Source organism: Caballeronia grimmiae (assembly GCF_022879615.1).
GTDB classification, from domain to species: domain Bacteria; phylum Pseudomonadota; class Gammaproteobacteria; order Burkholderiales; family Burkholderiaceae; genus Caballeronia; species Caballeronia grimmiae.
In genome coordinates this window covers 985,121-1,001,978 of sequence record NZ_CP084272.1, presented here as the reverse complement: position 1 = coordinate 1,001,978, position 16,858 = coordinate 985,121, and the positions used below count along the sequence as shown (strand labels likewise).

Annotated in this window: 17 protein-coding genes; 11 read left to right on the top strand and 6 right to left on the bottom strand. The window is 63.7% G+C overall.

The window, feature by feature from the left end:
- Positions 1-89 precede the first annotated feature (89 nt).
- On the top strand, positions 90-1,385 hold the full coding sequence (locus LDZ21_RS18275) for an MFS family transporter (RefSeq protein ID WP_244795167.1): 1,296 nt from the start codon (positions 90-92) through the stop codon (positions 1,383-1,385).
- Positions 1,386-1,636: 251 nt separating this feature from the next.
- Entirely contained in the window at positions 1,637-2,314 is a 678-nt protein-coding gene (locus LDZ21_RS18270) for a hypothetical protein (protein ID WP_035967531.1), read from the top strand.
- Between the two features lie 14 nt (positions 2,315-2,328).
- Here LDZ21_RS18270 and LDZ21_RS18265 read toward each other — a convergent pair whose 3' ends face one another.
- Positions 2,329-2,490, bottom strand: coding sequence for a hypothetical protein (locus LDZ21_RS18265; protein ID WP_244795166.1), 162 nt, complete (start codon positions 2,488-2,490; stop codon positions 2,329-2,331).
- Positions 2,491-2,661: 171 nt separating this feature from the next.
- Here LDZ21_RS18265 and LDZ21_RS18260 point away from each other — a divergent pair, with 171 nt between their 5' ends.
- The 3 genes from LDZ21_RS18260 to LDZ21_RS18250 all read left to right on the top strand — a co-directional run bounded on the left by LDZ21_RS18260 (position 2,662) and on the right by LDZ21_RS18250 (position 6,333).
- On the top strand, positions 2,662-3,795 hold the full coding sequence (locus LDZ21_RS18260) for an acyl-CoA dehydrogenase family protein (RefSeq protein ID WP_280519427.1): 1,134 nt from the start codon (positions 2,662-2,664) through the stop codon (positions 3,793-3,795).
- A 14-nt stretch (positions 3,796-3,809) separates the two neighbouring features.
- Positions 3,810-5,510, top strand: a complete 1,701-nt coding sequence (locus LDZ21_RS18255) for an AMP-binding protein (RefSeq protein WP_244795164.1) — start codon at positions 3,810-3,812, stop codon at positions 5,508-5,510.
- A 121-nt stretch (positions 5,511-5,631) separates the two neighbouring features.
- On the top strand, positions 5,632-6,333 hold the full coding sequence (locus LDZ21_RS18250; protein ID WP_244795163.1) for a hypothetical protein: 702 nt from the start codon (positions 5,632-5,634) through the stop codon (positions 6,331-6,333).
- Between the two features lie 100 nt (positions 6,334-6,433).
- Here LDZ21_RS18250 and LDZ21_RS18245 read toward each other — a convergent pair whose 3' ends face one another.
- On the bottom strand, positions 6,434-6,988 hold the full coding sequence (locus LDZ21_RS18245) for a DUF6572 domain-containing protein (protein WP_244795898.1): 555 nt from the start codon (positions 6,986-6,988) through the stop codon (positions 6,434-6,436).
- 189 nt (positions 6,989-7,177) lie between these two features.
- Positions 7,178-8,350, bottom strand: coding sequence for an AI-2E family transporter YdiK (gene ydiK, locus LDZ21_RS18240; RefSeq protein ID WP_244795162.1), 1,173 nt, complete (start codon positions 8,348-8,350; stop codon positions 7,178-7,180).
- Between the two features lie 276 nt (positions 8,351-8,626).
- Between ydiK and LDZ21_RS18235 the strand changes: the two genes are divergently transcribed.
- The 3 genes from LDZ21_RS18235 to LDZ21_RS18225 are packed head-to-tail and all read left to right on the top strand — an operon-like array spanning position 8,627 to position 11,620.
- Entirely contained in the window at positions 8,627-10,378 is a 1,752-nt protein-coding gene (locus LDZ21_RS18235) for a pyrroloquinoline quinone-dependent dehydrogenase (RefSeq protein ID WP_244795161.1), read from the top strand.
- Positions 10,378-10,956: a c-type cytochrome gene (locus LDZ21_RS18230; RefSeq protein ID WP_244795160.1), complete on the top strand. Its 579-nt coding sequence runs from the start codon at positions 10,378-10,380 to the stop codon at positions 10,954-10,956. Before LDZ21_RS18235 ends, LDZ21_RS18230 begins: the two co-directional genes overlap by 1 nt.
- Before the next feature lie 10 nt (positions 10,957-10,966).
- On the top strand, positions 10,967-11,620 hold the full coding sequence (locus tag LDZ21_RS18225; RefSeq protein ID WP_404980815.1) for an ankyrin repeat domain-containing protein: 654 nt from the start codon (positions 10,967-10,969) through the stop codon (positions 11,618-11,620).
- A 13-nt stretch (positions 11,621-11,633) separates the two neighbouring features.
- On the opposite strand, the gene LDZ21_RS18220 is transcribed toward LDZ21_RS18225, so the two are convergent.
- On the bottom strand, positions 11,634-12,485 hold the full coding sequence (locus LDZ21_RS18220) for a 3-hydroxybutyryl-CoA dehydrogenase (protein WP_244795159.1): 852 nt from the start codon (positions 12,483-12,485) through the stop codon (positions 11,634-11,636).
- Positions 12,486-12,579: 94 nt separating this feature from the next.
- The gene (locus LDZ21_RS18215) at positions 12,580-13,059 is read right to left on the bottom strand and encodes a 2,4'-dihydroxyacetophenone dioxygenase family protein (RefSeq protein ID WP_035967539.1); all 480 of its coding nucleotides are present in this window, start codon (positions 13,057-13,059) and stop codon (positions 12,580-12,582) included.
- Between the two features lie 118 nt (positions 13,060-13,177).
- Here LDZ21_RS18215 and LDZ21_RS18210 point away from each other — a divergent pair, with 118 nt between their 5' ends.
- The 3 genes from LDZ21_RS18210 to msrB are packed head-to-tail and all read left to right on the top strand — an operon-like array spanning position 13,178 to position 15,417.
- A complete protein-coding gene (locus LDZ21_RS18210; protein ID WP_244795158.1) occupies positions 13,178-14,104 on the top strand; it encodes an ABC transporter ATP-binding protein in 927 nt (308 codons plus the stop codon).
- On the top strand, positions 14,101-14,862 hold the full coding sequence (locus LDZ21_RS18205) for an ABC transporter permease (RefSeq protein ID WP_035967545.1): 762 nt from the start codon (positions 14,101-14,103) through the stop codon (positions 14,860-14,862). The genes LDZ21_RS18210 and LDZ21_RS18205 overlap by 4 nt, the downstream gene beginning before the upstream one ends.
- Before the next feature lie 48 nt (positions 14,863-14,910).
- Positions 14,911-15,417 carry a peptide-methionine (R)-S-oxide reductase MsrB gene (gene msrB, locus LDZ21_RS18200; RefSeq protein WP_244795157.1) on the top strand — a complete coding sequence of 169 codons (507 nt, stop codon included), beginning with the start codon at positions 14,911-14,913 and terminating at the stop codon, positions 15,415-15,417.
- A 220-nt stretch (positions 15,418-15,637) separates the two neighbouring features.
- Here msrB and LDZ21_RS18195 read toward each other — a convergent pair whose 3' ends face one another.
- Positions 15,638-16,813 (bottom strand): metallophosphoesterase, encoded by a 1,176-nt coding sequence (locus tag LDZ21_RS18195; protein ID WP_244795156.1) that lies wholly within the window; start codon positions 16,811-16,813, stop codon positions 15,638-15,640.
- Positions 16,814-16,858: the final 45 nt, after the last annotated feature.

The following is a 16,858-nucleotide window of genomic DNA, read 5'->3' as shown; positions in this document are numbered from 1 at the left end:
AACTTGCGCCCGAACGCCGACAGCGCGTGCCGTTCCGGGGCTCACGCGCCGGATTTGTGATCCGTTGAGACAAATAAGTTGAGCACATCATGAGCGACCTTCCCATCTACACCGCAGAGGACACCCGGCGACGCGTGTTCGCCATCGTCGGGGCATCGTCGGGCAATCTCGTCGAATGGTTCGACTTCTATATCTACTCGTTTCTCGCACTGTATTTTTCGGCGGCGTTCTTTCCGAGCGGCAATCCGACCACGCAGTTGCTGAACACGGCTGGCGTGTTCGCGGCGGGCTTCCTGATGCGCCCCATCGGCGGATGGCTGTTCGGCCGCATCGCCGACAAGCACGGCCGCCGCAACGCGATGATGATCTCCGTGCTGATGATGTGCGGCGGCTCCCTCGTCATCGCGTTCCTGCCGACGTACGCGACCATCGGCGCATGGGCGCCCGTGCTGCTCCTGATGGCACGGCTCTTTCAGGGCTTGTCGGTGGGCGGTGAGTACGGCACGAGCGCCACGTACATGAGTGAAGTCGCGTTGCGCGGACGCCGCGGCTTCTTCGCATCGTTTCAGTACGTGACGTTGATCGGCGGACAACTCGCCGCGCTGCTCGTGCTCGTCGTCCTCCAGCTTTTCTTGTCGACGGAAGAACTGAAGGCGTGGGGCTGGCGCGTGCCGTTTTTCATCGGCGCGTGCGCGGCGCTCGTGTCGCTTTATCTGCGCCGTTCGCTCGACGAAACCACGACCGCCGAAATCCGCGAACGCAAGGAAGCGGGCACGCTCGCCGGTCTCATGCAGCACAAGAAAGCGTTCCTGACGGTGGTAGGCTTCACCGCAGGCGGATCGCTGATTTTCTATACGTTCACCACGTACATGCAGAAGTATCTGGTCAACACGGCGGGCATGCACGCCAAGACCGCCAGCAACGTGATGACCGCCGCGCTGTTCGTCTACATGCTGTTGCAGCCGCTGTTCGGCGCGCTGTCCGACCGCATCGGGCGTCGCCGGTCGATGCTGTTCTTCGGCGCGTTCGCGACCATCGGCACGGTGCCGCTGCTGCACGCGCTGCGCGACGTGACGAACCCGGTCATGGCGTTCGTGCTGGTCGTGGTGGCGCTCGCGATCGTGAGCTTCTATACATCCATCAGCGGTCTCATCAAAGCCGAGATGTTTCCGCCGGAAGTGCGCGCGCTGGGCGTCGGGCTGTCGTATGCGGTGGCTAACGCGATTTTCGGCGGATCGGCCGAATACGTCGCGCTGTTTTTGAAGAACGTCGGGCATGAATCGGCGTTCTACTGGTATGTGACGGTGATGTGCGCAATCTCGCTCATCGTGTCGTGGAGAATGATGGACCCGAGCAAGGAAGGCTATTTGCGCAACGAGCCGTAAGGGTTATCACGCGGGCGGCGTCGGCTGTCCGGCGTAATCGGTTTGAATCGGGCGGGCGGCGCGCGGACTTCGGTCACGCGCGCCGCTTGCCGTTGACGGTAGTATGGTGTTTTATGCGGTATGTACCGTTAGAAGGCGCGCCGGATGCGGCGCACAGCGGCAATCGAAAACAGGATACACATGCGCGCGGCTTCGTCGCGCGCCTTGGCGAAGAGCGCATTCGGGCGTACCGGTCTGCCAGGAGCCTGTCCATGGAAGATTTCGACGAAACGTTATTTGTCGTCTGGCGAGCGAACTTGAACGTGCTGACCGGCTCGGCCGGCGGCGCGGCGCGGCTCGCGCGCATGATGAACTTCTCGCCATCGTTCATGAAGCTGATCGTCGCGGGACAGCGGGATTTCAACGAAGAGTTCGTGCGCGGGATCGAACTGGTGTCGGGACTGCCGCCGCACTGGATGGACGAGCGCCGCTCGTCCGCCGACGTGCCCTCCGAAGTCAGGCGCGCACTCGACGAGGAACGGCCGTTCGCGGTGTTTCGCGGCACCGCGCATCCCGCGCCGAAGCGTTCGGTGCTTCGCGGCCCGGAGCCGCTGTTGTCGCAAACCGAAGCCACGCGGCGCGTCGCCGATCTCGCCCAGCAACAGGCAGAAGCGAACCGGCGCGATCTGTTATTCAGAAAGAATCGCGAATTGCTGTCGCAGGATTTGCGGCGTCTCGAGCGCCAGCTCGGATTGTTGCAAGTCGAGCCGATGCTGCCGAAGGCGGACGAGCTCATCGCGTCGGAGCGCATGAGCGAAGCGGCGAAGGCGGATCTGTCCGGCCGGCTCGAACAGATCGACAAGCACGTCAAGCTGCTGCATCAACACGTCGATAAACTCGTCGCCTTGCTGAGCTCGCCTGACGAGCCGGATTCCAACGACGTCAACTGACGCCGTTATTCACTTCACTTCCTGGGCGCTTGCCCGTCGTCCTTGGATTTGCGTTCCGGGTGGACCGCGATCGGATCGCTGGCCGGGAAGGTTTCGTCGAGCGCCTCGTCCAGCAAATCGTCGTCGCTCGCGGGCTGTGCGGGCTTGTTCGGTGCGTCGTGCGGTGACTGCGTCATGGTGTCCTCCGGGCGCAGGTTGAGGTGTCTCAATATATCGCAGTCTTTCTTCCAGGGTGCGCGCGGGCAGCGCACGTCGGCCTTACCCATTCGGGTTGTCACTAGGTGGCGAAAGCGCGCGGTTCGCGTGATCGTTCTGGTCACACGAGACCATCACCGGGTTCAACCATGATCGACAGTTTTCTCACCGAAGAGCAGCGCATGATCCGCGACGCGGCGCGCCAGTTCTCGGTCGAAGTGCTCGCGCCGAACGCGGGCCAGTGGGACAAGGACGGCGCGCTTCCCGACGCCGTCGTCCGGCAGCTCGGCGAACTCGGGCTGCTCGGCATGATCGTGCCGGGCGATTTCGGCGGCACCTACAGCGACTACACCGCCTATGCCCTCGCGATGGAAGAGATCGCCGCCGGCTGCGCCTCCTGCGCGACGCTGATGAGCGTGCACAACTCCGTCGGCTGCGGCCCGATCCTCGCCTATGGCGGCGATGCGCAAAAGGCCGAGTGGCTGCCGAAGCTCGCGAGCGGCGAAGTAATCGGCGCGTTCTGCCTGACGGAGCCGCACGCGGGCTCGGAGGCGAACAACCTGCGCGTGCGCGCCGTCGAGCGCGACGGCCAGTGGATCATCTCCGGCAGCAAGCAGTTCGTGACGAACGGGCGGCGCGCGGGCGTGGCGATCGTCTTCGCGGTGACGGACCCGGAACTCGGCAAGCGCGGCATTTCGGCGTTCATCGTGCCGACCGGTACGCCGGGCTTCAACGTCGGGCCGCCCGAGCACAAGCTGGGCATTCGCGCATCCGATACCTGCCCGATCACCTTCGACGGCTGCGCCATTCCCGCCGCCAATCTGCTGGGCGAGCGCGGCGAGGGGCTGAAGATCGCGCTGTCGAATCTGGAAGGCGGACGCATCGGGATCGCGGCGCAGGCGCTCGGCATCGCGCGCGCGGCCTTCGATGCGGCCCGCGCCTATGCGCGCGAGCGCGTGCAGTTCGGCAAGCCGATCATCGAGCATCAGTCGGTTGCGAACATGCTCGCGGACATGCAGACGCAAATCAACGCGGCGCGGCTGCTCGTGCTGCACGCGGCGCGCATGCGGACCGAGGGCGTGCCGTGCCTGTCGGAGGCATCGCAGGCGAAGCTCTTTGCATCGGAGATGGCCGAGCGCGTATGTTCCGACGCAATCCAGATTCACGGCGGATACGGCTATTTGCAGGACTATCCGGTGGAGCGGCATTATCGCGATGCCCGCATCACGCAGATTTACGAGGGAACGAGCGAAGTGCAGCGGATGGTGATCGCGCGAAACGTTTGAGCGAAGGAGATGCTATGAGCCGTGCCGAGCCGTTCATCGAAGCCAGAGACTTTCTGCTGCGTCATCGCACCGATTACGACACCGCGTATCGCGACTTTCAATGGCCCGCGCTGGACCAGTTCAACTGGGCGCTCGATTACTTCGACGCGATGGCGCGCGGCAACGATGCGCCCGCCTTGCGCATCGTGAGCGAAAACGGCGACGAGACGCGGCTCTCATTCGCTCAGATGAGCGAGCGTTCCGCGCGGGTCGCGAATCACCTGCGCGCGCTGAATGTGCAGCGCGGCGAGCGCATCCTCCTGATGCTGCCGAACCGCGTCGAACTATGGGAAACGATGCTCGCGGCGATGAAGCTCGGCGCAATCGTGCTGCCCGCCACGACGCAGCTATCGGGCGGCGACGTGCGCGAGCGCATCGCGCTGGGGCAGGTTCAGCATGTCGTCGCGGAGGCGAGCGAGACGCACAAGTTCGACGGCATCGACCTTCCCGGCGTGCGGCTGTCCGTGGGCGGGGCGAGCGAAGGCTGGCTCGCCTATGACAACGCGTACGGCGCGTCGCCGGAATTCGCTTCGGATGGCGAAACGAATGCGCGCGATCCGTATCTGCTGTACTTCACTTCCGGCACGACGTCGAAGCCGAAGCTCGTTGCGCATACGCACGAGAGCTATCCGGTCGGGCATCTCTCGACGATGTACTGGATCGGCCTTCAGCCCGGCGACGTCCACTGGAACATCAGTTCCCCCGGCTGGGCGAAGCACGCGTGGAGCTGCTTCTTTGCGCCGTGGAATGCTGAGGCGTGCGTGTTCATCTACAACTTCAGCCGCTTCGACGCCGCTCGCACGCTGGATGCGCTCGTGCAACACGAAGTCACCACGCTTTGCGCACCGCCGACCGTCTGGCGGATGCTCGTCCAGGAGCCGCTCGCGTCGTATCGCGTGAAGCTGCGCGAGATCGTCGGGGCAGGCGAGCCACTCAATCCGGAAGTCGTCGAGCGGGTGCAGGCGGCGTGGGGCGTGCCGATCCGCGATGGCTACGGCCAGACGGAGACCACCGCGCAGATTGCGAATTCGCCCGGCCAGCGGCTCGTGCCCGGTTCGATGGGGCGTCCGCTGCCTGGCTATCGCGTGGCGCTGCTCGATCCGGACGGCCAGAGCGCCGACGAAGGCGAGATCGCGCTGTCACTCGATCCGCCGCCGCTCGGCCTGATGACCGGTTACGCCGACAATCCCGCCGCGACCGAAAACGCGATGCGCGGCGGCTTCTATCGCACGTCCGACGTCGCGGCGCGCGGCGCGGACGGATATTTCACGTACATCGGCCGCGCCGATGACGTCTTCAAGTCCTCCGATTACCGCCTGAGCCCATTCGAGCTGGAGAGCGTGTTGATCGAACACGAGGCGATCGCGGAAGCGGCCGTCGTGCCAAGCCCGGACACATTGCGCTTGTCCGTGCCGAAGGCGTTCGTGACGCTGCGTCATGGCTTCACCATTGGCCCGGACGTGGCGCGCAGCGTATTCGCATTCTCGCGCGAGCGGCTTGCGCCTTACAAGCGCATCCGTCGGCTTCAATTCGCGGAATTGCCGAAGACGATTTCGGGCAAGATTCGGCGCGTCGACTTGCGCAGGCACGAAGCGGGGCGCGCGCAGGACAGCGAGCGAGCCGAAAACGAGTTTTGGGAAGAGGACTTTCCGGAACTGCGTGAGCCGGCGAAATGATGCGGACGAGCGTGTCGGCTCGAGGCGCAATCGAAAGCAAATGTAACGCGGCGAACCGTCTGAAGGACCGCGAGTCGAATCGGCACCATTCACGTCGGATCAATTCAGGGAGGAACCCGACATGCCGAATCGCTCGCTACGGATCGCGCTTCTGACGGCCAGCCTCGCAGGTGCGCTCGCGGCCCCGGCCGCGTCTTACGCACAGATCAACCTTCAACAGTTCGGCTTTGGCAACAAATCCGAGTCGACTGGCGACACCGCCGCGGCGCAACCGTCCGCGCTGGGTTCGCTCGTACAGAACTATCTCGGCGCGAATCAGCAAGTGCTGACGGGACAATCGAGCCTGGCATCGGCGATGGGCATGTCGAGCGTCGCGAGTCAGGCGCAATCGGCAGCGGGCTTGCTGTCGGGCGCGTCGAGCGGCGGCGTGCCAAGTGCGAGCGTGCTGTCGCAACTCGGCGGGACGCAGCAGAGCGTCTCCCAATCGCTGATGCAGGCGTTCTCCGGCAACGCGGCCACGCCGCCGACCGCCGCCAGCAAGCAAACTTTCACGGATGGACTGGCGTCGCTCGGGCAGGGCGTCAAGCAGTATGCGGGCTTGCAGTCGGACCTCGGCGCAGTGAAGAACTCGATGAACATGTCATCGCTGCTTCAGGCGGGGACCAATCCTGGGACGGCGCAGGCGGCGTCCTATATCGCGCAGTCCGCACCGGGGCAGTTGCAATCGCTCGTGCAGACGTTGACGCAGGCGGTGCAGTACGCGAAGACCAACGGCATTTCGGTGCCGGCCATCGCGGCATCCGCGTTAGGCGCGGGCCAATAGGCGTCTGAGGCGCATGCACGAAAAAAATCGGCGAGCTTCATGGGCTCGCCGCTTTGCTGTTGTTGGTCGCATCGCCTCGATGCGTTTGCGTGGTTCGCGCTTACATCATCGCGGTGCGGCGAATCGCCAAACGGTTGAGCAGCGGCAAGGTTTGCCCCCGGCGCGGCGGTCGTGCGAGCGGCGATAGAAAAGAAACGTCGCTTACCTCGGCGTACTGCGCGTCAGGTTCGGCGTCCAGCACTTCAAGTGCCGGCGGCTCGACGAGATCGCCCGCATCTGTTCCGCCGGCAACCTCGGCGCATTCCTTGACGTCGAGGCCCAGTGAGCGCCGGACATCGACGCCGCGAGTCCGTACGCCATAACCCGCGCCGCGAATGAGTTCCTCGCGGGTCTTCCAGAACATGACGGCGGAAGGCGTCATGGCTTGCATCGAGACATATTCGACGACGATTTCATAGCCGCGAACTTTCGGATAATTCATCAGCAATTTACCCGAGCGAATATATCGGGTGTAGTGGTCGATTTTCTTCGTCAGTAAGTCCTGATGCAATTGTTCGTCTTGCCAGTCGAGGTCATCGAAAATGCCGACATACACTTGCCTGAACAGGATATTGATCCCGATGTAATCGATGACGTCCACGTCGCGCAAAGACATGGTCATTCCCCTACGCCCTAAAGTGGGCAAGTATCAAAGAGATGCATTGTAACGGTTTTGCTGCCCCGGAAAACCGTGAAACACTGTGTACAACAAGCCAACGGACGTTTTTCGTACCACTCCGAACTCAGACTTTCGAACTATTCCTATATTCTGATATTCGGTTTGTCGGAAACATTATTGAGATAATCAGGGAAGACGCCGTGTCGTGTCGGCGAGACCTTGATCCAGCTCCGGTTTCGCGTTTTCTTCGTTATTCAGTGCGGCGGTCTGCGCAGTCGGCGGTTGCTCGTTGATCCAGGCATTCAGAATGGCCGAAGTAACGGCAAGAATCACGGGTCCTATAAACAATCCGACTATTCCGAATGCGAACATGCCGCCAAGCACGCCCGACAGAATCAACAGCATGGACAAATTGACGCCGCGCTGAATCAGGAGCGGTCTCAGGAAATTGTCGAGCATGGCGATCATCAGAGACCACACGAGCAGCAACGCCGCCGCCACATGCGAGCCGTGCCAGAACAGCCAGGCGACGCCGCCGAGCAGCGGCAGCAGCGGCCCGATCTGCGCAAGGCACAACATCAGCATGACGGCGGTGATGACGCCCGCTGCCGGCACGCCCGCAACGAACAGGCCGATGCCGCCGAGCGCCGACTGCGTGACCGCCGTCACGACGATGCCGAGCGCCACCGCGCGGATCGCGAGGCCAGCGAGCTTGATCGCCCCCGCACCGCGCTGTCCCGCGATGCGCGTGGCGAAGCGCACGACGAAGCTTCCCGCCGCTTCGCCGCGACTGTACAGAATGCCCGAGATGATAAGCGTGATGAGCATGTGGATGACGAACACGCCGACGACGGCGGCGTGCGAGAGCATCCATCGCGCGCCGACGGTCGCATACGGTTCGAGCTTCGCGAGCAGCCCGCCGGGGCCGGCATCGGAGAGCGATTGCCATTCGGTCGTGACGCGCTGACCGACGACCGGCACGTCGCGCACCCACGACGGCGGCGGAGGCAGCGCGTAAGTCGGCAGGCTCTTGATCGCGGACATGATGTCGCCGGCATGCAGCGCGAGCGTGGAGATGGCCTGATAGAGCGGCAGGACGATGACGATCAGCAGTCCGAGCAGCATCACCGTCGTCGCGATCCAGCGGCGGTTGCCGCAGCGGTGCTGCACCGCGAGCATCAGCGGCCACGTGGCGATGACGATCGTCGTCGCCCAGATGATGCCGGGAATGAACGGCCGCAGAATATACAAGCTGCCGATGGTCAGCGCGAGCAGGATCGCGATGAGCAGCAGGATGCGGGCGATATCGATCGGCTGGCGCGGATTGTAATCGGGCTGCCCGTTAGGTGGAGTTGACATGGCGCGTGTGTTTCGTGATGAATGCGGAGGGTGCAAGCGCGGCGCATGCATCAAGCGATAAGCCAAAGCGCGCGCGCGGGCAAGCAGCGTCTTGTGAACGACCGGCGGCATGATACGGCATGCGATCGATAGTACTCGAAACTGCAGACGGTTCCCGCCCGCACACGTCAATGCCTAACGCTGGAAATGCCCCCTTAAATTGCCTATGCTTCTTCCGGGCGCAGGAGAGGGCAACGCATGCCCCGGCCCACAACAAGAACGATTTGGGAGACTGTCATGGCCGGTTTTTCCCGTACGTCGCTTGCCCCGCTCCTTCCGCTTCTTCCTGTCGCTTTCGGCGCTTTGACGATGCTCGCATCGCCCGCATCGCGCGCCGCCGACGAGATTCAGAACGCCAACACCACGCAGGCTTCGCCGATACCCGCGGCGTTACAAGCGGTCTCGCAGTCGCAACTCGATGCCGCCGCGAACGATCGCGCATCGTGGCTGCATTCGAACGGATCGTACGGTCAGATGCGCTATGCGCCGGCATCGCAGATCACGGCCGCGAACGTCGCGAAGCTCAAGCCGGTGTTCATTTTCCAGACGGCGGTGATGGAATCGATGGAAACCGCGCCGATCGTCACCAACGGCGTGATGTTCCTGACCACGTCCTACAACCACGTCTATGCGATCGATGCCGTCACCGGCAAAGAGTTCTGGCACTACAAGCACAAGATGGGACCGGTCACGACCTTCTGTTGCGGGCCGAATAATCGTGGCGTGGCAATTTCCGGCGATCGTCTCTTCATGGGCACGCTCGACGCGAAGCTCGTCGCGCTGGATGCCAAAACCGGCAACGTCGTCTGGTCGACACAGATTGCCGATCCGGAAGAGGGCTATTCCGAAACGATGGCCCCCGTGGTCGTCGACGGCAAGGTGCTGATCGGCACCAACGGCGGCGAATACGGCATTCGCGGCTTCGTCAAGGCATACGACGCGACCTCCGGCCAGTTGCTGTGGACGTTCTATACGATTCCTGAAACCGGCAGCGAAGGCGTCTGGGCGGAAAACGACGCGGTCGGCCGCAACATGAAGCGCGACATCGCCGGGGAGAAGCAGGCGCTCGCCCAGAAGGGTGGCGACTTCTACAAGACACTCGGCGGCGGCGTATGGATGGCGCCGTCGGTCGATCGCGCGACGCGCACCGTGTACTTCGTCGTCGGCAATCCATCGCCGGATCTGTATGGCGCGATTCGTCCCGGCGACAATCTGTACACCGATTCGCTCGTCGCCATCGATCTCGACAGCGGCAAGTACAAGTGGCACTACCAGTACATCGCGCACGACGTCTGGGACCTCGATGCCGTCAGTCCGCCGATTCTGATCGACGTGAAGGACGAGAGCGGCCGGACTATTCCGGGCATCATCCACGGCGGCAAGACCGGCTACGTCTATGTGCACGACCGGCGCGACGGGCATCTGATCCGCGTGTCGGAAGCGATGATTCCGCAGGAAGGCGTGTGGACCCTGCCGACTCCGACCGGCGCGCGCATGCTGCCCGGCGCGAACGGCGGCGTCGAATGGTCGCCGATGGCGTTCAGCCCGAAAACGCGCATGGCGTACGCGGCGAACCTGCATCAGCCGATGACCTATCAGGTCGAGGAAGCCGCGTATCCGGGCGGCAAGATATGGCTCGGTGGCGCGTTCAAGGTGATTCCGTCGGAGCAGCAATGGGGCCGGCTGGTTGCGGTGAATGTCGATACCGGCAAAGTCGCCTGGGGCTACAAGACGGATCAGCCGTTGATCGGCGGCGTGCTCGCGACGGCGGGCGGGCTCGTGTTCAACGGCGAAGGCAACGGCCTCTTTCGCGCGTTCGACGCCGCGAGCGGCCGCAAGCTGTGGGAGTTCCAGTGCGGCGCGGGCGTCAACGCGCCGGCGGTGTCGTACATGGTCAACGGCAAGCAGTACATCGCGGTGGCAGCGGGCGGCAACACGCAACTCGACTACAAGCGCGGCAATAGCGTGCTCGTGTTTGCGTTGCCGTGATGCGAAACCTGCGTGTGATGTGGGCGTGCTGCGCGGCGTTGTGGCTGCCGTCGGTCGCCTTTGCGGATGCACAAGCCGGGGCGACGAAGGCCGCCGTCTGCTCGACGTGTCACGGGCTGACGGGCAATTCGACGACCGGCGAATATCCGTCGCTTGCGGGACAGACCGCGCGCTATCTCTATCTTCAGTTGCGCGACTTCAAGGCGGGCCGCCGCAGCGATCCACGCATGTCGCCGATGGCCGCGAATCTCTCACCGGATGACATGCACGATCTCGCCGATTACTTCGCCGCGCAGAAACTCGTCGCGACCGACTTCAAGGCCGACGCGGTGAAAGTCGACGCCGGCCGCAAGAAGTCGGAGGAACTGCTGTGCACGATGTGCCATCTCGGCGGCTTGACGGGGCAGAACGAGATACCGCGCGTGGCGGGGCAGCAGTACACGTACATCGTCAAGCAGCTGCAGGATTTTCGCGCGAAAAACCGCACCAACGACGCGGGCAACATGACGAGCGTGACGAAGACGCTGACCGACGCGGACATCGAGAATCTGGCGAACTACATCGCCAATTTGCAATAGCGGTCCGTCGATGAAACGCGTTTCGCTCATCGCCTTTCTCGCGCTCGTCATGGCGACGACGCTCACGCCCGCTTCCGCCGACGACGATGCCTACGCGCGCAACGAACGCCTGCTCGCGGCCACCCGCAGCGGCGATCAGAACGCGGTCGCGCAGTTGCTCGACGAAGGCGCGTCGATCGACTCGCGCAACCGCATCGGCGATACGCCGCTCATCAGCGCATGCAAGAAGGGCCTTACGCCGATGGCGCGCATGCTGATCGAGCGCGGCGCGAACGTGAATCAGGCCGACGTGCAGGGCATCACGCCCCTGATGGCTGCCGCGTTCGACGGCAACGATGAAATCGCCGCACTGCTGCTCGCGCGTCACGCGGATGTCGCCGCGACCGACCGCATCGGCAAGACCGCGATGGAATACGCGGCGGGGCGCGGCCATACGGCGATCGTGCAACGTCTGCTCGATGCGGGCGTCGATGTGAACGCCGTCTATCGCAACCATCTGACGGCGCTGATGTGGGCAGCGGGCTACGACCAGGCGCAGACCGCATCCATGCTCCTCGCTCGCGGCGCGAACCCCGCGTTGCGCGACGACCGCGGCATGACGGCGCGCGATATCGCGCAGCAGACGCATTCGGAGCACGTCGCCACGCTGCTGCCGAATCCCTGACCGCCTGCGCCGTTCACTCGTAGCGATACACGCCTTGCCGCGTCTTGCGCCCGAGCCGCCCGGCCGCGACGTACTCTCGCAGCATCGGGCACGCGCGATACTTCGAGTCCGCGAAGTCCCGATACAGCACGTCCATCACCGAAAGGCACACGTCCAGGCCGATCAGATCCGCCAGCGCGAGCGGGCCAATCGGATGATTCGCGCCGAGTTTCATGCCCGCGTCGATCTCTTCGGCCGTCGCGATGCCCTCGTAGAGCACGAAGAACGCTTCGTTGATCATCGGCACGAGAATGCGGTTGACCACGAAACCCGGCGAATTGCGCACGCCGATCGGCGACTTGTCGAGCGTCTCGGTCAGCGCGCGCACGGTCGCTGCGGTTTCGTCGCTGGTTCGCACGCCGCGTATCACTTCGACGAGCGGCAGGAGCGGCACCGGATTGAAGAAGTGCATGCCGATGAAGCGCCCCGGCTCGGCGAGCGTCGCGCCGAGCGCGGTGATCGAGATGGAAGAAGTATTCGTCGCGATGATGGCGTCGGGCCGCGCGGCGGCTTCGATCTGCTTCAGGATGCGCTGCTTCAGCTCGGTATTCTCGGTCGCGGCTTCGATGACGATATCGGCTTCGGCAAGACGCGCGTATTCGGTCGATGTCTCGATGCGCGCGATGGCGGCGTCCCGCAGGGCGGCATCGAGCTTGTCCTTCGAGACGAGCCGCGCGAGGCTGTTCGTCAGCGTGGCGACGCCTTTTTCGAGCGCGGCGTCGGTGACATCGATCATCACGACCTTCAACCCCGCGACGGCCGCGACCTGCGCGATGCCGTTGCCCATCGTTCCCGCCCCGACGATACCGACAGTCTGAATGCTCATTGACCTGCTCCTGTTCGTTGATTGAATGCGACGCCTGATTTTACGCAGCAAGGGACGCCTGCCGTGTTGCGGGCGGCATCGGGCGAACCGCGCGCTATCCGAACGCCGTCAGGTCGCGCGGCGTCAGGCCGTGCGCGCGGCAGTAGTCCGCGTATCGGTTCCAGCCGCTGCGCCAGTCTTCAGTGGCGAGCGCGCGGCCGTTTTCATCGGTGAAAACGAGTTCGCCCTGAATGATGTTGAGCGTGACGATATCGCCCGGCCCGTCGAGCGGCGCGACGGCTTCGGGCGTATGCGCCGAGCCGGCCGTCTCGTACACGATGCTTCCTTTCTCGGCGATCCACTCGTGCTCGCGATACTTCCATCGCCCCTCGACCGTATAAACGATGACCGTGCCCGTGTGCCGATGACGCGGCATCTGGCCTTTCGCAGGCGCTTTCAGCAGCGCGATGGTTTCGCCGCGAATCGGATCGAGCTTGAAGTATTTAACGAGCACCCGCTCGCTATAAGGCGTGAAGGGTATCCAGGGCAGGTCCGCGTCGTTGATGCACGCGGTCTGAATCTGTTCGAACAACATGGCGGCTCCTTATGTCTGACCGCTCATTTTATGCAGCCGCGCGGGACGGCAACATCGGCCATTCGGACGACCCCTTCCATTCCAGCCGATTGGCGCGCTATCTGCTATCGTCCACGCCATGCCGAACATCATCGCTATATCAAACCTTTACAAGACCTACGCGTCGGGCTTTTCCGCGCTCAAGGACGTCAATCTGGAGATTCGCCGCGGCGAAATTTTCGCGCTGCTCGGCCCGAACGGGGCAGGCAAGACGACGCTGATCTCCACCGTCTGCGGCATCGTGCGCGCGAGCCAGGGCACGATCACCGTCGCGGGTCACGATATCGTCAACGACTATCGTCCCGCCCGCGCGATGATCGGCCTCGTGCCGCAGGAATTGACGACCGACGCCTTCGAAACCGTCTGGGCGACCGTCTCGTTCAGCCGTGGCCTGTTCGGGCGCGCGCCGGACCCGGCGCATATCGAGAAGGTGCTGAAGTCGCTGTCGCTGTGGAGCAAGAAGGACAACAGGATCATGACGCTGTCGGGCGGCATGAAGCGGCGCGTGCTGATCGCGAAGGCGCTCGCCCACGAGCCGGAGATTCTTTTTCTCGACGAGCCCACGGCCGGCGTCGATGTCGAGTTGCGCCGCGACATGTGGAATCTCGTGCGCGAACTGAAGGCGAATGGCGTGACCATCATCCTCACGACGCATTACATCGAGGAAGCCGAGGAGATGGCCGACCGCATCGGCGTCATCAATCGCGGCGAAATCGTGCTGGTCGAGGAGAAGGCCGAACTGATGCGCAAGCTCGGGCAGAAGAAGCTGACGCTGCAACTGGAACAGCCGCTCGCGGCCATTCCCGCCGCGCTCGCGCCTTACGCGCTCACGCTGTCCGCGAATGGCGCGGAACTCACCTATACGTACGACGCACACGACGAGCCGGGCCGCATCATCGCGCTGCTGCGCCATGTCGATGAAGCCGGCGTGCGTTTCAAAGACCTGCAAACGACGCAAAGCTCGCTGGAAGACATCTTCGTGAGCCTCGTCAGGGAAGCCAAATGAATCTACACGCAGTACGCGCAATTTACCGCTTCGAGATGGCGCGCGCCGGCCGCACGCTGATGCAGAGCATCGTCTCGCCCGTCATCTCCACTTCGCTTTACTTCGTCGTGTTCGGAGCGGCCATCGGCTCGCGCATTCCGGAAGTGGACGGCATCGGCTATGGCGCGTTCATCGTGCCGGGCCTCGTGATGCTCTCGCTGCTCACGCAAAGTATCGCGAATGCGTCTTTCGGCATCTACTTTCCAAGATTCACCGGCACGATCTACGAACTGCTGTCCGCGCCGGTGTCGTATCTCGAACTCGTCGTGAGCTATGTCGGGGCGGCGGCGACCAAGTCGATCATCCTCGGCCTCATCATTCTCGCGACCGCGCGGCTATTCGTGCCGCTGCGCATCGACCATCCGGCGTGGATGATCCTGTTCCTGCTGCTGACATCGGTGACGTTCAGCCTGCTTGGGTTCATCATCGGGATATGGGCGGACGGATTCGAGAAACTGCAGATCATTCCGCTTCTGATCGTCACGCCGCTCACGTTCCTCGGCGGCAGCTTCTACTCGATCAACATCCTGCCGCCGTTCTGGAAGACGGTCGCGCTGTTCAATCCGGTCGTCTACCTGATCAGCGGCTTTCGCTGGAGCTTCTACGGCCTCGCCGATGTCGACGTCGGCATAAGCCTTGCGATGACGCTCGTGTTCCTCGCGGTTTTTATCGCGATCGTCGCGTGGATCTTCAAGACGGGGTATCGGCTGAAGGCGTGATGCAATGGCTCGCGCCGGCGCGGCGGGAAAACAGGAGGCGTTCATCCGATGAAAGTCATGAGACGCACGAAACGCAGTTTTCTCGGTGCGATGGCCGCGACGTTCGCGAGCGGGGTCGCTCCGTGGCATGTCCGGGCGGCGGCGGTGCGCACGGGCCCGGATACGTCGTACGAGATCGGGCACACTCAGGCGCAGTGGCGCAGAAGGCTGTCGAGCGAGCAGTATCGCGTGCTCCGGCGCGGCGCGACCGAGCCGCCGTTCGCCAGTCCGCTTCTGCACGAACGGCGCGATGGCCGCTTCGCGTGCGCGGGATGCGGCCTGCCGCTTTTCTCGTCCGAAGCGAAGTTCGATAGCGGCACCGGCTGGCCGAGTTTCTGGAAGCCGCTCGATGGCGCCGTCGCCACGCATGCGAGCGAGTCAGCCGTCACCCTCGCCAACGAAGTGCACTGCCGGCGCTGCGGCGGTCATCTGGGCCATGTCTTCGACGACGGCCCGAAGCCAACTGGCCTGCGATATTGCATCAATGGCGCGGCGCTGCTGTTTCAGCAGACCTGATGAAGTCAATAGGGCTGACCTGAAGCAGCTAATTTTTCAGAGTTTTCTAGTGGTCGCTGCGGCCCTGATTCTTTAACTTGTGGGTGCTTCGTCGACGGGATTCCCGCTTGTCGATGAAGGGCGTTCGTTCATTCCCGTGGTCGAACGTCGCGCTTTTACCCCAAGCGCAGGACGCGCGTCATGCGGCGCGCGTCCACTCCCTCCCTGAGTCGTCCGCTCATCATCCTCTGACGTCCTGCACCGCTGGTGTAACCAGCCGCACGCGCGTAATTTCCGAAGGCGCACCGAGTCGTTTCGGCGGTCCCCAATAGCCCGTTCCGCGGCTCGTGTACACCCAAAGCCCCTTGAACTTCACGAGTCCCGCGACGAACGGCTGCTGCAGGCGCACGAAGAAATTCCACGGCAGGAACTGGCCGCCGTGCGTATGCCCCGACAGCTGCAACGTGAAGCCCGCTTCGGCGGCGGCGGTCGCGCTGCGTGGCTGATGCGCGAGCAGGACGCGCACGGCGGCGTCGGCCGGTGCGCCGCTGATCGCCTTGGCCGGATCGCTTTGATGCGCGGGATCGAAGCTGCCCGCGCCGAAATCGGTGACGCCCGCAATCACGGCGCGCGCGCCATCGTGGTCCAGCACCACGTGCTGATTCAGCAGCACGTTGAGCCCGAGCCGCCGAAACTCTGCGATCCACTTGTCCGCGCCCGAGTAGTACTCGTGATTGCCGGTGACGAGAAACGCGCCGTGGCGCGCGCTCAGTTGCCCGAGCGGGCGCGTGTGGTCGGCGAGATTCGGCACGGCGCCGTCGACGACATCGCCTGTCACGGCGATCACGTCCGGCGCAAGTCCGTTCACCGCCGCGACGATGCGCTCCACGTAATGCCGCTTGATCGTCGGGCCGACGTGAATGTCGCTGATCTGCACGATGGTGAAGCCATCGAGCGCGGCGGGCAGGCCGTCGATCGGCACGTCGACGCTGACGACCGGCGCGCGCCGCCGCGCGTTGTAGAAGCCGATCGCGGACGAGAGCACCGCGAGAAGCGGCACCGCCAGCGCGCTATAGGCGACGAGCGCGGGCGAGCCGATCGGCGCACCGCGCAGCCAGTCGACGAGATGCACGGCAAAAAGCAACAGGTCGCGGGCGAAAGTCAGCAGGAGCAGCGACGAGAAGAACCCGAGTGCGGTCAGGCCGAACCACGCGAGGCGGTCCGCCAGCGACTGCGGTTCGATGTTGCGCGCCATCATTCCGAGCGGAATCAGCACGAGCGACGCGACGAGCAGCGCCGCCGCCAGCACCTTGAGCGGCATGCCGACGGGCGCGGCGGGAATGAGCCGCACACCCACGTAGAGATGAAACAAGACGCCGATACCGATGAAACGGAGAAAGAATGCGGAACGTCGCATAGCGCCCCTGTGGAGGTCGAAGAGACGGCGGCAACGCGCTTGGCC

Bases quoted from the DNA above. Each gene is read 5' to 3' on its own strand.
- LDZ21_RS18275 (WP_244795167.1), top strand. From the start codon at position 90: ATGAGCGACCTTCCCATCTACACCGCAGAGGACACCCGGCGACGCGTG.
- LDZ21_RS18270 (WP_035967531.1), top strand. From the start codon at position 1,637: ATGGAAGATTTCGACGAAACGTTATTTGTCGTCTGGCGAGCGAACTTG.
- LDZ21_RS18265 (WP_244795166.1), bottom strand. From the start codon at position 2,490: ATGACGCAGTCACCGCACGACGCACCGAACAAGCCCGCACAGCCCGCG.
- LDZ21_RS18255 (WP_244795164.1), top strand. From the start codon at position 3,810: ATGAGCCGTGCCGAGCCGTTCATCGAAGCCAGAGACTTTCTGCTGCGT.
- LDZ21_RS18250 (WP_244795163.1), top strand. From the start codon at position 5,632: ATGCCGAATCGCTCGCTACGGATCGCGCTTCTGACGGCCAGCCTCGCA.
- LDZ21_RS18245 (WP_244795898.1), bottom strand. From the start codon at position 6,988: ATGTCTTTGCGCGACGTGGACGTCATCGATTACATCGGGATCAATATC.
- ydiK (WP_244795162.1), bottom strand. From the start codon at position 8,350: ATGTCAACTCCACCTAACGGGCAGCCCGATTACAATCCGCGCCAGCCG.
- LDZ21_RS18235 (WP_244795161.1), top strand. From the start codon at position 8,627: ATGGCCGGTTTTTCCCGTACGTCGCTTGCCCCGCTCCTTCCGCTTCTT.
- LDZ21_RS18230 (WP_244795160.1), top strand. From the start codon at position 10,378: ATGCGAAACCTGCGTGTGATGTGGGCGTGCTGCGCGGCGTTGTGGCTG.
- LDZ21_RS18225 (WP_404980815.1), top strand. From the start codon at position 10,967: ATGAAACGCGTTTCGCTCATCGCCTTTCTCGCGCTCGTCATGGCGACG.
- LDZ21_RS18220 (WP_244795159.1), bottom strand. From the start codon at position 12,485: ATGAGCATTCAGACTGTCGGTATCGTCGGGGCGGGAACGATGGGCAAC.
- LDZ21_RS18215 (WP_035967539.1), bottom strand. From the start codon at position 13,059: ATGTTGTTCGAACAGATTCAGACCGCGTGCATCAACGACGCGGACCTG.
- LDZ21_RS18210 (WP_244795158.1), top strand. From the start codon at position 13,178: ATGCCGAACATCATCGCTATATCAAACCTTTACAAGACCTACGCGTCG.
- LDZ21_RS18205 (WP_035967545.1), top strand. From the start codon at position 14,101: ATGAATCTACACGCAGTACGCGCAATTTACCGCTTCGAGATGGCGCGC.
- msrB (WP_244795157.1), top strand. From the start codon at position 14,911: ATGAAAGTCATGAGACGCACGAAACGCAGTTTTCTCGGTGCGATGGCC.
- LDZ21_RS18195 (WP_244795156.1), bottom strand. From the start codon at position 16,813: ATGCGACGTTCCGCATTCTTTCTCCGTTTCATCGGTATCGGCGTCTTG.